Origin of the sequence: Rhizobium sp. RAF56 (genome assembly GCF_052113965.1) — a bacterium.
GTDB lineage: Bacteria > Pseudomonadota > Alphaproteobacteria > Rhizobiales > Rhizobiaceae > Rhizobium.
This window is the reverse complement of the sequence record NZ_JBFRDU010000010.1, coordinates 41,434-54,860: the sequence shown is the minus strand read 5'-3', so window position 1 is coordinate 54,860 and position 13,427 is coordinate 41,434. Positions and strand designations below refer to the sequence as shown.

The window sequence follows — 13,427 nt, the reverse complement described above, 5'->3', positions numbered from 1 at the left end:
ATCACGCCTCGTCGAGCGCCTGGTTCAAATCGGCGACAAGGTCGTCGCGATGCTCGATGCCGATCGAAAGCCTGATTGTCGATTCCAACACGCCGATACGCTGACGTACGTCTGCCGGTACGCCGGAATGCGTCATCGTCGCGGGATGAGAGGCAAGAGATTCCGTTCCGCCAAGGCTTACGGCAAGCTTGAAGATCTTCAGCGCGTTCAAAAACTTGAACGACGCGGGTTGACCGCCCTTGATGTCGAACGAGAAGGTCGAACCCGCGCCGCTGCACTGGGTAATGAAGGTGCGGCCTAAAGCGGAGCCCGGATCGGCGTAGGGCAGGTAGTGGATCTTCTCGACCTTGGGGTGGTCCCGCAGGAAGTCCGCCACGACTTTCGCGTTGCTGTTTGCGCGCTCCATGCGGATCTGCAGGGTTTCCAACGACCGCCCGAGCATCCAGCAGGAATGCGGATCGAGCTGGGTTCCGATCGAGCCCCGCAACGCCTTCAGCTGGGTTACGATCGCCTTGCTGCCAAGTGCCGCGCCCGCGATCAGGTCGGAATGCCCACCAACATACTTGGTGAGAGAGTAGAGGGATATGTCCGCCCCATGCTCGATCGGCCGCTGGAAGACCGGTCCGAGCAGCGTGTTATCGCAGGCGACGACAGGCTTGTGTCCCTGCTTCTCTCCAATGGCGTCCGCAATCCGTCGGATCATCGCGATGTCGACGAGACTGTTGGTTGGATTGGCGGGCGTCTCCACAAGGATGACGGAGACACGACCCCGGGCCATCGCTTCATGCGCGGCGGCGTTCACCGACGCCTCATCGACACCGTCGGCGAACCCAATGGCTGAGACGCCAAGGTTGCGGAATGTCTTTGCGAGCAAGGTTTCGGTGCCCCCGTAGAGCGGCTGCGAATGCAGGATAGCGTCGCCCGGTCGAACGAAGGCAAGTAGAGTGGTGGAGATGGCCGACATGCCCGACGAGAAGACCGCCCCGCTTTCCGTCCCCTCGTAGACAGCGAGGCGGTCCTCGACGATCTCACTGTTCGGATGGTTGAAGCGCGAATAGACGAGGCCGGCGCCCCTGCCTTCCGGCGGCACCTTTCGACCTGAGACATAGTCGAAGAAATCTCGGCCGTCCTCGGCGGACCTGAAGACGAAGGTCGATGTCAGAAAGACCGGTGGCTTCACCGCGCCTTCCGATAGCTCGGGGTCATACCCGTAGTTCAACATCTGCGTTTCGGGATGGAGGGCTTGATTTCCGATATGGGTTCTCGGCGGGTGGGGCGCAGTCATCGAACGTCTCCTTCATCGAGATTGCGGGCTCAACGTCTCGGACCAAGGACAATCCGAACGGAGGGCCAGTGGTATCTCGAGCGTCGGCGCGTCGTTGGAAGACTAGCAGAAATGCAAGCGCTGCCCATCGGGAATAGGCCTTCGGTGCTCGCCTAAGCGTCGTTTTGGGAGGATCGCCCGCCGCCGCCGGTATGAAGTTCTACAGCGGGGTTGTTTTCGCTGTCGGGGCTGCTTTGGGTGAGGTTCCGGTCTGCCGGAGCAGACCGGAACCATTTGAGATCAGGCAGCCTTTTCAGCGTTCTGATTGACGACCTTCGTCGCAATCGAGGTGAGTGCGATGTCGGTGGCCTGCTCTTCGTCGAGCGTCGTCTGCAAGAGCTTGGCGGCATCCTTCATGCCGAGTTCCAGCGCCCAGGTCCTGAGCGTGCCGTAGCGCGACATCTCATAGTGCTCGACCGCCTGAGCGGCTGAAAGCAGTCCGGCGTCGAGGGCAGGGGTGCCCTTATATTCATCGATGATCTCGGCACCTTCCTTGACGATGCCCATGATGGCGTCGCAGGTCTTCGCCTCCGGCTTCTTGCCGATGATCTTGAAGACCTCCTCCAGGCGTTGCACGTGGACCTTGGTTTCCGCGAGATGCTTGGTGAAGGCGTCCTTGAGCTGCTTGCTATTGGCGGCCTCACTCATCTTCGGCAGTGTCGCGACGATCTTGTTTTCGGCGAAGTACACATCCTTCAGGGTGTCGTGGAAAAGAACGTCCAGTGTTTTGGGTTCCTTGGCCATGGGTGGCTCCTCAAGTTTTTATGTTGGCTTCACGCGCCAGCGGGAGTGCTCGGCGGTGTGGGTACGGCCGCCCGGGAGGGGGCCCGTACCCGTGCGGTCACAAAGCCGATCGGCGGGGATAGCGATCGCGTTCCTGTTCGATCTGCTCGGGTGCATAGGGGTCGAGAGTGTCGTCGAACGTGGACCAACCTTCCTCTGCATAGAGCGCCCTACGTTCCACCGGATCGACCCAGTTGGAACGCTCCAGGATCGCCTGGGCTTCCGGGACGAGAGAATCGTCCACCTTCGCGGTCACCAGCGACCCGCCGCGGCGAACACCTTCGGCGTAGAGATTGGCGTCATCCTCGGACACGCCGGAATCGGTCAAGGCGCCGATAAGGCCGCCCGTCGCGCCGCCGGCGACCGCGCCTGCAACTGCGCCGACCGCCGTCGCCGCAAGCCAGCCGGCGGCGACCACTGGGCCGACGCCGGGGATGGCCATGATGCCAAGCCCAGTCAGAAGACCGCCAGCACCGCCGACGACCGCGCCAACGCCGGCGCCGGATTCAGCCCCCGTTGCCGCACCCGACTGATTTACGGAATGGCGGTCGTTCGCGTTGTTGGATACGATGCTGATGTCGTCTGAGGGAACGCCCGCAGCTTCAAGGGCGCTGACTGCGGAACTTGCGTCCGTATAGTCGTCGAAAAGTCCGGTAACAGTTCTCATAAAAATTCTCCTGAATTGGTTTGATGGTCGTCGATGATCACATGGTTACGATGTTGCCCTGGTAATCGAGGCTGACCTTGGCGGGCTTCCCATCCTTGGTTGCGGAAGCCTGCCAGACGCCCTTGTCGTCGAGCTTCAAGTCTGTGACGTCGGCGAAGCCGGCCTTTTCGATACGGTCCTTGGCCTGCGCTTCGGTGAAGCTATTGGCCCCTGCGACGGGCGCTGTGGGGTTGGTGGTGTCAGGTGTCGCGACAGCAGGAGTGTTGCCGTCTGTCGACGGTGCAGGCGTCGTCTGGGCAGCAGCATTCAACGCCGACGCTCCTGCGAGCGCCGCAGCAATAATCAATATTTTCATTGTTTTTCCTCGTTTTCCCGGATCGTGGTTTTCACGATCCTTGAGTTTAGAACTCGCCCTGTGGCGTTAAGTTCCGCTGGGGGAGGCGAGTTTCTCTTCGAAGCAGGTGGCCGCGGTGTGCGGCGTCCAACCCGCGATGAAGATCGTTGCGACAACCCACATGAAGCCATGCGCGGTGTCGCGGAATTGCGTCGTCAAGCAGGGGCCCTTCCATGACTCCGCTGCAGACAAACGACGAAACTCAGTCGGGCAATTGAGGCCGATCGCTTCAATCCGAGCGGGGTGCGCCATCGGCGTTGAGCGGCTTTAAATGATCGGGGGTCGGTGCGGTCGCGAGAAGCGAACTCTCGGAGCTTGGTGCCTTGGCGGCGTCGCTTGCATTTGGAAGCAAAAGCCAAACCGCGACCGCCACCACGATCAACAAGAGGCCAGAACACAGCACCCAACTTGTTTTTCCGGCCTTTATTGGGGTCGTTCTAATATCAAGCTGTCTTTTTGATATTGTCACGGCGTGTCTTCCTTTGCTGTTGGTGCCAATCAACGGCGTTCCTGAGCTATGGTTCCAATCAGCGGATCTCCGTGGTGCGATTTTCCGAACGATAGATGCCGAGCAATCCCCCGATGGACCGGATGTGCCCTCGGCTGCCGCGCTCGCCGTGATAGCGAAAGTAGTGGCTAGGCACTTCCACGATTGAACCTCTCAGACAGGCCGTGCTCGCTCGCGCGTGCACCGATGGTCGGGGCGGCGAGCAGTTTTTCAGCGCCGCGCAGGACTTGGAACATCAAATCGGGGGGATGCTGCCGTTCCTGGAACGGTATGGCTTCGCTGGCGTTCCTTGTGAGCGACGATCGAAGCATCTCTTTTGACGACGGATGTCGAAACGCGCGAGAGTTTTTCAACGAGCCACTATGGCATTGGCATGACATCGAAACCCAGGATCAGCCACCCAATGGAAGCACCTCCTCTGGAACGCAAACTAGCAGCGATAATGGCCGCCGATGTCGAGGGCTATGCACGGCTGATGCATGCAAATGAGGAGCGCACACTCGCGACCCTAACTGCGCATCGGGCGATCATCGACGCATTGATAGAGAGCGCCAGCGGACAGATCTTTGGCACCGCCGGTGATAGCGTGCTGGCTGAATTCACAAGCGTTGTCCACGCTTTCAACTGTGCCGTTGGCATTCAGCAAGCGCTCCATCACGCCAACGCCGATGTCCCTGATGATGAGCGAATGGAGTTTCGTATTGGCATCAATGTTGGCGACGTGATGGTCAAGGATGGCGACATCTTTGGCGACGGCGTCAACATCGCGGCGCGTCTGGAGGGGCTGGCCGAAGCCGGAGGAATCTGTGTGACACGAGGCGTGCGCGACCATCTTCGTGATCGCGTCGATGCCAACTTCGAGGATCTTGGCGAGCACAGCGTCAAGAACATTGGCCGGCCGGTTCGTGTTTTCAAGGCGCTTTTCGATCGTGACGCAGGGCAGGCCTTCACCGCCGGTGCCGTTTCTGCGGAGGTCGATGACGCAGGAGAGAGCGCGGTGGTCTCCGATCCCGCACCGACACCAGGCACTGAAGATCCTGCGGAGATCGCATTTTGGGAATCAGTGCAGGCGAAGGACGATCCGGAGGAATATCGGCTCTATCTGGAGAGGTTTCCCGAAGGCACCTTCGCGGACTTGGCCAGAGCGCGGATGGAAGGCAAGGCCCCCAACGACGAAGCGGATGTTGAGGTGGCTTTCTGGGAAAGCGTTCGAGACAGTGAAAACGAGTCCATGGTGAATGCCTATATCGAACGGTATCCGAACGGGAGATTTGTCAGTCTTGCGGAAATTCTGGTCCGGGACCTGAGAGAATCCTAAGGGCAAGCGCGGCAGGTTTATGACCAATGGCAGCATGGGAAGGCGGGTCGCGACATGCCGGCGACCCGCTTCGTCCCTGTTGTCAACGCATCAGGCCCGCCGACCGCAATGCATCCTCGATGGTCTTTAAGATCGCATTGGAGGCCGGGGTCTCCTCAAGGTTTGGCAGTACGGTATCGGCTTTTCCCGCCGCCGGGCGAGTTTCCGAAGCGGGCGACACAACGATTTCTGCCGTGGGTGACGTCCGCCTTTCGAACGACGCGGTCAATCCCCAGGACCGCGCGATGTGGCGTGTGGAGGAGATTCCGACATCCAGCATGAAAGGCCCTGCGGCCCCACAGGCATCAACTCCCGTGGTAGCCAGCGGCGTCCCGTGGCCCATCCCGTCAATACTGATGAAATCGATTACCTCCCGGCCATCCTTGTCGCACCAGACCTGCCGTGGGAATCCGTCCGAGACTTCCGATCGCGTCGGTGAGCGAGCAAGCTTGTGAACCTCGCGCCACTGCCCGAGGATTGCGCGCGCGTTGGATGGTGTGACGGTATGATCCTGGGTGCCGTGCCAAACGGAGATCGTCGGCCATGGTCCCTTGTGGGAGGATGCGCCGAGCACCTTCTGCCCGAGTTCGTGGATCGGCGGCATACCCTGTCCGCGCATGCGATCGAAGGCCTCGGGCATGGTCGACGTCGTTCCATAAGGAAGCCCGGCGATGATCGCTCCGCCTGAAAACACCTCGGGATAGGTCGCCAGCATGACGGACGTCATGGCCCCGCCGGCGGAGAGACCGGTGATAAAGATACGCCGCGTGTCGATGCCATGCCTGTCGATCATCATGTCGATCATCTGGCGGATCGAAGCCGCCTCACCGCCATCGCGCCGACTGTCTTCCGGCGTGAACCAGTTGAAGCAGAGATTGGGATTGTTCGAGCGCTGCTGCTCCGGAAAGAGCAGCGCAAAGCCGTATTCATCCGCGAGCTGCGACCAGCCCGAGCCATGATCGTATCCCGCCGCCGTTTGCGTGCATCCGTGAAGAACGACCACCAAGGCGGCACCCTTCTCAAGATCGGGTGGCGTATAGGCTCTGGCAACAAGATTGCCCGGATTGGCGGTCGATGGAGTGAGCGTGTGCAATCGGTCTGGCGTCGAATGGCCGCCGTGGCGGCTTGCGTCGCGAAACGCGGCCAATCTCTTGACCGTATCGGACAGATTTCTCATGAGCTTCCCTCTGACTGCCGGGGCCGGGATGGTCCTGACGAAAAAGCTAAACGTCGCGGAGAGAGAAAGGTTGCTGCGCTGCACAAATAGAAACGATGCCGCGTCGAGAAGCCATCCGTCGAGCTCCTGGTTCACGTCGGCATGCTCTATGCCGATCGACAGCAAGGCCTCCGATCTCCTCCGCGATCACCAGGAGGAGACCGTTGGCTATCTGCCGTGCAATCGAGGCTAGGACGATGTCCGTGGCTTGCTCTTGGTCGAGTTCGCCGGCTCGCGGCGCGGCTTTGCGCGCCGCTGCTCGGCCGCTTTTGCTGCCGCTTCTCGCGCCTCCCGTTCGAGGCGCTGCGCTCTCAGCTTGGCGGTCTTCAAGTCGCGGTCACGAACGCGCTTGTCGATAATCTCATAAGCGGCTGCCGTCGTGGCGTCCAGCTTTGCGGTTCCCGTCAGGGATCTGACTTTTGTAACTTGTTGTTCCATATAGCCGAAATAGGGCGTGGGCGAAGATTGGCAATGGGGAATGCGCAGCTGGACTGTCGCCACGACGAATTGGAAGCCGGTTTCCGAACTGTGATCCAGTCGCAGAAAAGCCTGCCGCATCTCTGCGACAGGCTTCAAAATGCGCCGGGAAATGGTCAGGCCTTGTCTACTACCTTCTTGACCGCTTCCTTGGCTTCACCCTTTGCCTGCTGGGCGTCGCCCTTGGCTTCCTGAGCCATTCCCTTCGCCTGCATTTCCTTGTTGCCGACGGCCTTGCCGACACCTTGGCGTGCCTGGCCTGCGAGTTCGTTTGCCTTGCCGGAAATTTTGTCTGCAGTACTACCCATGTTTTTCTCCTTAGGGACTTTAGCGTCCTGCAAGGTCAACTATGTCCGAGACGGTTTGTTCCGAGCGTCCGCATACAAAGCCATAGGGAAAACGCCGTGGGCAAAGCCGTGGGCTGACGCGAACAATCTGGCTGAAAATCGCGCAGAAGCGGCCAGCGAGGTCGTTTGGCCCCGTTGTATGATGGCGTAGAGTCAGTTGAATTTCTATCAAGCTCGCTGGATCGGTCGGCTATGACGCGATCCGGCTCACCGGCGCAACAGAAGACGGAGAGAAGTCCGTACCGATGCGGCGAATACCCTTGGGCCGCGATGCATTCCGATTGGCGTCATGGAGCCGGCACTCATCTGGACAACGAAGTATCCGTTGCCTTTTACCTCGGTCAGTAGATCGGCGCGAACCTCTCCGGAGGTGACAACCTTGACTTGCCGCCATTTTTCCCTGGCGACGGACATCGGAAGGGGAAACCCTTCTTTCAGCAGCAGTGTCAGGTTCGGCGCGTCATCGGACTTGTAGATGCCAACTCTCATCGAGCTTGTCTCCGAACTGCGTAATTTACAGAACCGTCATATATTGCGACGCACAAAAGGATTTTGGCAATGCCTTTTCGACGAAGCAGGCGACCGCGGTTGATCTGAAGGCTGCCCAACCGTCGTGTAGTCGGCCAAATGGCTGCGGAACCGAGCGCTTTGGGCAATCGCCCACATGATTGTATACATTAGATAGGTTTGAGCCTAAAAAATAAGCTATTTATAGCTGATGCACGAATTATGGCCATTATTCCGCATTCGGCGTAAATGCCGCCGGAATAACGGCGTCAAATTTCCTTTTATATTTCAATAAATTAAGATCTATTCTCTGTCTGGCATACAATTTGCGTTTCTCCCTCGGGGCGCATGCTGCGCCGTTTTAGAGGGAGCCTCCTATGTCGACGTTCGAACTTTCCCGCCGCTCCTTGATCAAGGCCGGCGCTGCGAGTTTTGCCGCTTCCGCCTTGCCGTTTTCCTTCGCGCGCGCCCAAGCCGCCGTCACGGTCGGCATCGTCTATGTCGGCCCGCGCGATGACTTCGGTTGGAACCAGGCCCATGCCGTCGCCGCGCAGGCGCTGAAGGGGGTGCCGGGGGTCACGGTCGTAGAGGAAGAGAATGTGCCGGAGACCGACGCGGTCTCCAAATCGATGGAGTCGATGATCAATATCGACGGCGCAAACCTGATCCTTGCCACTTCCTTTGGCTACTACAAGCCGTTCGTGCTCGACATTGCCAAGAAGTATCCCGACACCCAGGTTCGCCATGCCGCGCCGCTGTGGAACAAGGATACGGATCCCAAGAATGCCGGTTCCTACTTCCCCTACCTGAACCAGGCGCACTATGTGAATGGCGTGGCCGCCGGCCTGTCTTCGAAGACAGGGAAAATCGGCTTCGTCGCCGCAAAGCCCATCCCCTCGGTTTTGTCCAACATCAATTCGGTGTTGCTGGGCGCGCGCAGCGTCAATCCCGCGGCAACCGTTCACGTTATTTTCACCGGCGAGTGGTCGCTCCCCGTACGCGAGGCTGAATCCACCAACGCTCTCGTGGATTCAGGCTGCGAGGTCATTACCTGCCACGTCGATAGCCCGAAGGTGGTGATCGAGACGGCGGAAGGCCGTGGCGTCAAGACATGCGGTCACAATGCTTCTCAGGCTTCGCTTGCGCCCAAGGGATTCATCACCGGGGCGGAGTACAAATGGGAGACCATCTACAAGTCCTATGCTGCCGATATCGCGGCCGGCAAGGAACTGCCGAACTTCCTCGTCGGCGGCTACGACAAGGATATGCTCCGCAACACTCCCTACGGTGCCGGAGCGACCCCAGAGGCCACCAAGGCCGCCGATGCCGCGATCGAGGCGCTGAGGAAAGGCACTCCGATCTACACGGGCACGCTCAAGGACAATACCGGCAAGGTCGTGGTCGACAAGGAGTACGGCAACTACGATCCGTATCTCGATGGCATGAACTGGCTTCTCGAAGGCGTCGAAGGCTCGATCACCTGACCTCAGGCGGCCTGACGGGCGCGCGGCTGGCGCGCCTGGCTCTTCTTTTATTGAATGAAGGAGCAAGACGATGGGCCTGGAAGCCATCGCGCCAAGGACGATCGTGAAGGTGCCATCGCTCGCGACGATGAAATTTGCCGAAGCGCTCTGCATCCCGGTCGCAGCGCTTCTGGTTTCGGCGCTGCTGTTCTCCGTCTTCCTGCTGGCGCTCGGCAAGTCGCCGATCACGTTCTATTCGCTGATCTGGACCGGCGGCTTTGGATCGTCCTTCTCTTTCCAGAACTCGCTGCAGCGCGCCGCTCCGTTGGTCCTGACCGGGCTCGCCTTTGCAATCCCCGCCCGGATCGGGCTGACGATGATCGGGGGCGAGGGCGCGTTGGTGCTCGGCGGCTTCAGCGCGGCGGCGATAGCGATCCCGCTTGTAAAGTCCGGCATCCCGCCCTTCCTCACGCTGCCGATCATGGCGCTCGCCGGCATGGCGGCGGGTGGCTTCTGGATCGGACTGACGGGCTGGCTCCGACACTACCGTGGCGTCAACGAGACGATTGCTTCGCTGCTCCTGTCATACATCGCCATCGCCATCATGAATTTCTTCGTTGAAGGAGTGCTGCGCGATCCTGCCTCGGCAAACAAGCCTTCGACCATGCCCATCGGCGATGCCTATCGGGTCGGCGCCATACCCGGCACGGATGTGCATTGGGGCTTGGCGGCGGGCATTGTTCTCGCCGTCCTCCTCCATCTCCTCATGACGCGCACCACTTTCGGCTTTGCCGCGCGCATGACCGGAGGCAACCCGCGTGCTGCAAAGGCTCAAGGGCTGCCGGTCGGTATTCTGCTCGTGTCCTGCTGTGCGATCGCAGGTGCATGCGCGGGTCTCGCCGGCTTCTTCGAGGTCGCGGCCATTCACGGCCAGGCCAATGCCTCGCTCGTCGCCGGCTACGGCTTCACGGGCATTCTCGTCGCTTTCCTCGCGCGGCAGGTGCCGCTCGCCGTCATCCCGGTGGCCGTGCTTTTTGGCGCGCTGGCGGCCGCCGGTGGTGTCGTTCAGCGGCGCATGGGCCTTCCGGACGCGACGATCCTGGTTCTCCAGGGGCTGATCTTCGTCGTGCTGCTTACCTCGGATACGTTCTATGGCCGTATTCCATTCTTTCAGCCGAAGGGAGACGCGAAGTGACCGGCGACGACATGCTCACCACCGCATTGATCGCGATGCTCGGCGGCGCGATCCGCGTCTCGACGCCCTTCATGTTCGTGGCGCTGGGGGAGTGCCTGACAGAGAAGTCGGGGCGAATAAATCTCGGTCTCGAAGGCTCGCTCGTGCTTGGCGCCATGGTCGCCTACGCCGGCTCCTACGAGACGGGGATTGCCTGGCTGGGCGTGCTGTTCGCCGGTTTCGCGGGCCTCTTCCTCGGCGCCATCCACGGCTACATCTGCAAATTGCCCAAGGTCAACGACATGGCGATCGGCATCGCCATCATGAGCTTCGGCACCGGATTGGCCTTCTTCTTCGGCAAGCCATACATCCAGCCCACCGCTCCGCGTCTCGAAGCCATCCCGCTTGGCGGCTGGACGGGAGATCCGCGGCTCGCGCAAGCGCTTGAAGTCAATCCGCTGTTTTTTCTCGGCATTGCGCTCGGCGTTTTTCTCTGGTGGGGCTTGAAGAACACCAAATGGGGCCTGATCGTGCGCATGACCGGCGACAGCGCCCCGGCCGCCAAGGCGATGGGTGTTTCGGTCGATCTCGTCCGCTTCATCGCGACCTCCATCGGCGGCTTCATGGCCGGCGTCGGCGGCGCGTTCCTGTCGCTCTATTATCCCGGCTCGTGGAACCAGGGCCTGTCCTCCGGGCAGGGTCTGATGGCGGTCGCATTGGTGATCTTCGCCCGCTGGGGACCGCTGCGCTGCCTGATTGCGGCACTCCTTTTCGGTGCGGCTGGCGCACTCGGCCCGGCATTGCAGTCGGTCGGCATCAGTCAGGGCTACTACTTCTTCAATGCCGCCCCCTACATCCTCACGCTCTTCATCATGATTGCCTCGGCGCAGTCCAAGTCGGCCGCCCGCGAGGTTCCCGGCGAGCTTTCCGTCAATAAATGAGGCCCGCAATGACCACATTGGACGAACGTATCGAAGCGGCGATGGTAAAGGGCGGAACAACCCTGGCCGCGGACCCGTATCCGTGGCCCTTCGACGGCGACTGGGGGCCGCACAATACGGCGCTCGTGGTCATCGACATGCAGACGGACTTCTGTGCGCCCGGTGGCTACGTCGATTCCATGGGTTACGACATCTCCTTGACGCGCGCGCCGATCGGGCCGATTCAGGCTCTGCTCAAGGCGATGCGCTCCAAGGGCTATTTCATCATCCACACGCGCGAGGGTCATAAGCCGGATCTCTCCGACCTGCCCGCCAACAAACGCTGGCGCTCGCAACGCATCGGCGCGGGGATCGGCGACCAGGGACCGTGCGGGCGCATTCTGGTCCGGGGCGAGCCCGGCTGGGAAATCATCCCCGAATTGCAACCGGAAGAGGGCGAAGCCATCATCGACAAGCCGGGCAAGGGCACATTCCTCGCGACCGATTTCGAACTCGTTCTGTCGATGAAGAAGATCCGCAACATCGTTTTCACCGGGGTCACGACCGATGTCTGCGTGCATACCACGATGCGCGATGCCAACGATCGCGGCTACGAATGCCTCCTGCTCGAGGATTGCTGTGCTGCCACGAAGGTCGAGAACCATCTCGCCGCCGTCGACATGATCAAGATGCAGGGGGGCGTATTCGGCGCCGTTTCCAACTCGGCGGATTTCATCGCGGCGCTACCGGGGGCCAGATTATGAGCGACACGTCCCAAGCCCGACGCGCGCGCTCGCTCGAAACGCGCGGCATGACCAAGACGTTCGGGCATTTCACCGCTCTTGGCGACGTCTCGATCAAAGTCGAGGCGGGTTCGTTCCACGCATTGCTCGGCGAAAACGGCGCGGGCAAGTCTACCCTGGTGAAATGCATCATGGGCTTTTATTCGGCGACACGCGGCGAAGTCGTGCTCGACGGCCAGCCGGTGACCATCCACTCGCCCAAGGACGCTTTGGCCTACGGTATCGGCATGGTTTACCAGCATTTCACGCTCGTCCCATGCCTCACCGCCGCCGAAAATCTGGTGATCTCGCGTGCCGACGTTCCCGCGGTCATCGACTGGGCGAAAGAGCGAAAAGCGCTCGGCGCCTTCATGGAGACGATGCCGTTTCGGGTGCCGCTCGACACGCAGGTTTCGCAGCTTTCGGCGGGGGAGAAGCAGAAGCTCGAAATCCTGAAGCTGCTCTACCTCGACCAGCGCTTCATGATCCTGGATGAACCGACGTCGGTGCTGACGCCCGGCGAGGCCGACGAGATGCTCGGGCTATTGCGCGGCATGACGGAGCGCGGCGAGATCACCGTGTTGATGATCAGCCACAAATTCCGCGAGGTGAAGACGTTCTGCGACCACTTCTCGGTGCTGCGGCGCGGGCGACTGACCGGCGAAGGCGATGCCAGGACCGCGAGCGTCGAGGAGATGAGCCGGATGATGATCGGCGACACCGAAGTGCGTGCGCGCGCAAAGCGTGTGCCGATGAAGGAACGCACCGACGTGCTTGAGCTCGCAGGTCTGCTGGCGGAGGACGAGACCGGCCTGCCTGCCATCCATGGCGTCAACCTCAAGGTACGAGGCGGCGAGATCGTCGGTATCGCCGGCGTATCGGGCAACGGACAGTCGGCGTTGGTGGAGGCGCTTTCGGGTCAGCGGCCGCTTTCCGACGGCGAGATCCGCATCAGGGGCGAGGAATTCCAGCCGACGCGCGGCAATTTCTACCGCTTCAAGGTGTTCGGCCTGCCCGAAGAGCCGCTGAAGAACGCTGCAGTGCCGCGCATGAGCGTATCCGAAAACATTGCTTTTCGGACGTTCGACAAGCCGCCGATTTCCAGTCTGCGCTGGTGGATGAGGCCAGGCCCGATGAAGAGGAAGGCGCAGGAGCTGATCGCCCGCTACAACGTCAAGACCACGTCGCCGGAAGCCGCGATCGAGACGCTTTCGGGCGGCAATGTCCAGCGGGCGATCCTAGCGCGCGAACTCTCCAGCGACGTCGACGTGCTGATCGTTGCCAACCCCTGCTTCGGGCTAGATTTCGCCTCGGTCGCCGATATTCGTTCGCAGATCATGGAGGCGCGCAATCGGGGCGCCGCCGTTCTTCTGGTTTCGGAGGATCTCGACGAGATCCTCGAACTCGCCGATCGGGTCGCGGTCATGTCGGGCGGGACGATCTCCTACGTTTCTCCAATCGAAGAGACGGACCGCAACACGATCGGCCAGCATATGGCGGGACACTGA

Annotated in this window: 16 protein-coding genes; 7 read left to right on the top strand and 9 right to left on the bottom strand. The window is 60.8% G+C overall.

All coding sequences use genetic code 11. From position 1 onward, the window contains the following. Position 1 precedes the first annotated feature (1 nt). From AB4048_RS10520 to AB4048_RS10500, 5 genes are all read right to left on the bottom strand, one after another. Complete coding sequence (locus AB4048_RS10520) at positions 2-1,285, bottom strand: cystathionine gamma-synthase family protein (protein WP_442201896.1); 1,284 nt, start codon at positions 1,283-1,285, stop codon at positions 2-4. Positions 1,286-1,564: 279 nt separating this feature from the next. Continuing rightward, entirely contained in the window at positions 1,565-2,068 is a 504-nt protein-coding gene (locus AB4048_RS10515) for a YciE/YciF ferroxidase family protein (RefSeq protein ID WP_442201895.1), read from the bottom strand. Positions 2,069-2,165: 97 nt separating this feature from the next. Then, positions 2,166-2,774: a general stress protein gene (locus AB4048_RS10510; RefSeq protein ID WP_442201894.1), complete on the bottom strand. Its 609-nt coding sequence runs from the start codon at positions 2,772-2,774 to the stop codon at positions 2,166-2,168. Between the two features lie 37 nt (positions 2,775-2,811). Further along, positions 2,812-3,129, bottom strand: a complete 318-nt coding sequence (locus tag AB4048_RS10505; RefSeq protein WP_442201893.1) for a PepSY domain-containing protein — start codon at positions 3,127-3,129, stop codon at positions 2,812-2,814. 66 nt (positions 3,130-3,195) lie between these two features. Further along, positions 3,196-3,327, bottom strand: a complete 132-nt coding sequence (locus tag AB4048_RS10500) for a hypothetical protein (RefSeq protein ID WP_442201892.1) — start codon at positions 3,325-3,327, stop codon at positions 3,196-3,198. A 164-nt stretch (positions 3,328-3,491) separates the two neighbouring features. Between AB4048_RS10500 and AB4048_RS10495 the strand changes: the two genes are divergently transcribed. Both AB4048_RS10495 and AB4048_RS10490 read left to right on the top strand, forming a co-directional pair. Further along, positions 3,492-3,824: a hypothetical protein gene (locus AB4048_RS10495; RefSeq protein ID WP_442201891.1), complete on the top strand. Its 333-nt coding sequence runs from the start codon at positions 3,492-3,494 to the stop codon at positions 3,822-3,824. A 168-nt stretch (positions 3,825-3,992) separates the two neighbouring features. Next, on the top strand, positions 3,993-4,994 hold the full coding sequence (locus tag AB4048_RS10490) for an adenylate/guanylate cyclase domain-containing protein (protein ID WP_442201890.1): 1,002 nt from the start codon (positions 3,993-3,995) through the stop codon (positions 4,992-4,994). Positions 4,995-5,076: 82 nt separating this feature from the next. Here the strand turns inward: AB4048_RS10490 and AB4048_RS10485 are convergent, their stop codons facing one another. The 4 genes from AB4048_RS10485 to AB4048_RS10470 all read right to left on the bottom strand — a co-directional run bounded on the left by AB4048_RS10485 (position 5,077) and on the right by AB4048_RS10470 (position 7,562). Further along, a complete protein-coding gene (locus AB4048_RS10485) occupies positions 5,077-6,210 on the bottom strand; it encodes an extracellular catalytic domain type 1 short-chain-length polyhydroxyalkanoate depolymerase (RefSeq protein WP_442201889.1) in 1,134 nt (377 codons plus the stop codon). 228 nt (positions 6,211-6,438) lie between these two features. After that, positions 6,439-6,807: a hypothetical protein gene (locus AB4048_RS10480; RefSeq protein WP_442201888.1), complete on the bottom strand. Its 369-nt coding sequence runs from the start codon at positions 6,805-6,807 to the stop codon at positions 6,439-6,441. 35 nt (positions 6,808-6,842) lie between these two features. Next, positions 6,843-7,034 carry a CsbD family protein gene (locus AB4048_RS10475; protein WP_442201887.1) on the bottom strand — a complete coding sequence of 64 codons (192 nt, stop codon included), beginning with the start codon at positions 7,032-7,034 and terminating at the stop codon, positions 6,843-6,845. Between the two features lie 246 nt (positions 7,035-7,280). Beyond that, positions 7,281-7,562, bottom strand: coding sequence for a hypothetical protein (locus AB4048_RS10470; RefSeq protein WP_442201886.1), 282 nt, complete (start codon positions 7,560-7,562; stop codon positions 7,281-7,283). Between the two features lie 395 nt (positions 7,563-7,957). Between AB4048_RS10470 and AB4048_RS10465 the strand changes: the two genes are divergently transcribed. The 5 genes from AB4048_RS10465 to AB4048_RS10445 all read left to right on the top strand — a co-directional run bounded on the left by AB4048_RS10465 (position 7,958) and on the right by AB4048_RS10445 (position 13,427). After that, positions 7,958-9,064, top strand: coding sequence for a BMP family ABC transporter substrate-binding protein (locus AB4048_RS10465; RefSeq protein WP_442201885.1), 1,107 nt, complete (start codon positions 7,958-7,960; stop codon positions 9,062-9,064). A gap of 127 nt (positions 9,065-9,191) precedes the next feature. Then, on the top strand, positions 9,192-10,238 hold the full coding sequence (locus tag AB4048_RS10460; RefSeq protein ID WP_442202006.1) for an ABC transporter permease: 1,047 nt from the start codon (positions 9,192-9,194) through the stop codon (positions 10,236-10,238). 11 nt (positions 10,239-10,249) lie between these two features. Continuing rightward, positions 10,250-11,158 carry an ABC transporter permease gene (locus tag AB4048_RS10455; RefSeq protein ID WP_442202005.1) on the top strand — a complete coding sequence of 303 codons (909 nt, stop codon included), beginning with the start codon at positions 10,250-10,252 and terminating at the stop codon, positions 11,156-11,158. Positions 11,159-11,166: 8 nt separating this feature from the next. Then, entirely contained in the window at positions 11,167-11,901 is a 735-nt protein-coding gene (gene biuH / locus AB4048_RS10450; protein WP_442201884.1) for a biuret amidohydrolase, read from the top strand. Continuing rightward, on the top strand, positions 11,898-13,427 hold the full coding sequence (locus tag AB4048_RS10445; RefSeq protein WP_442201883.1) for an ABC transporter ATP-binding protein: 1,530 nt from the start codon (positions 11,898-11,900) through the stop codon (positions 13,425-13,427). Before biuH ends, AB4048_RS10445 begins: the two co-directional genes overlap by 4 nt.

Coding starts and splice junctions, on each gene's coding strand:
- AB4048_RS10485 (WP_442201889.1), bottom strand. CDS start 6,210: ATGAGAAATCTGTCCGATACGGTCAAGAGATTGGCCGCGTTTCGCGAC.
- AB4048_RS10445 (WP_442201883.1), top strand. CDS start 11,898: ATGAGCGACACGTCCCAAGCCCGACGCGCGCGCTCGCTCGAAACGCGC.
- AB4048_RS10480 (WP_442201888.1), bottom strand. CDS start 6,807: ATGCGGCAGGCTTTTCTGCGACTGGATCACAGTTCGGAAACCGGCTTC.
- AB4048_RS10465 (WP_442201885.1), top strand. CDS start 7,958: ATGTCGACGTTCGAACTTTCCCGCCGCTCCTTGATCAAGGCCGGCGCT.
- AB4048_RS10515 (WP_442201895.1), bottom strand. CDS start 2,068: ATGGCCAAGGAACCCAAAACACTGGACGTTCTTTTCCACGACACCCTG.
- AB4048_RS10460 (WP_442202006.1), top strand. CDS start 9,192: ATGAAATTTGCCGAAGCGCTCTGCATCCCGGTCGCAGCGCTTCTGGTT.
- AB4048_RS10505 (WP_442201893.1), bottom strand. CDS start 3,129: ATGAAAATATTGATTATTGCTGCGGCGCTCGCAGGAGCGTCGGCGTTG.
- AB4048_RS10475 (WP_442201887.1), bottom strand. CDS start 7,034: ATGGGTAGTACTGCAGACAAAATTTCCGGCAAGGCAAACGAACTCGCA.
- AB4048_RS10470 (WP_442201886.1), bottom strand. CDS start 7,562: ATGAGAGTTGGCATCTACAAGTCCGATGACGCGCCGAACCTGACACTG.
- AB4048_RS10455 (WP_442202005.1), top strand. CDS start 10,250: ATGCTCACCACCGCATTGATCGCGATGCTCGGCGGCGCGATCCGCGTC.
- AB4048_RS10510 (WP_442201894.1), bottom strand. CDS start 2,774: ATGAGAACTGTTACCGGACTTTTCGACGACTATACGGACGCAAGTTCC.
- biuH (WP_442201884.1), top strand. CDS start 11,167: ATGACCACATTGGACGAACGTATCGAAGCGGCGATGGTAAAGGGCGGA.
- AB4048_RS10520 (WP_442201896.1), bottom strand. CDS start 1,285: ATGACTGCGCCCCACCCGCCGAGAACCCATATCGGAAATCAAGCCCTC.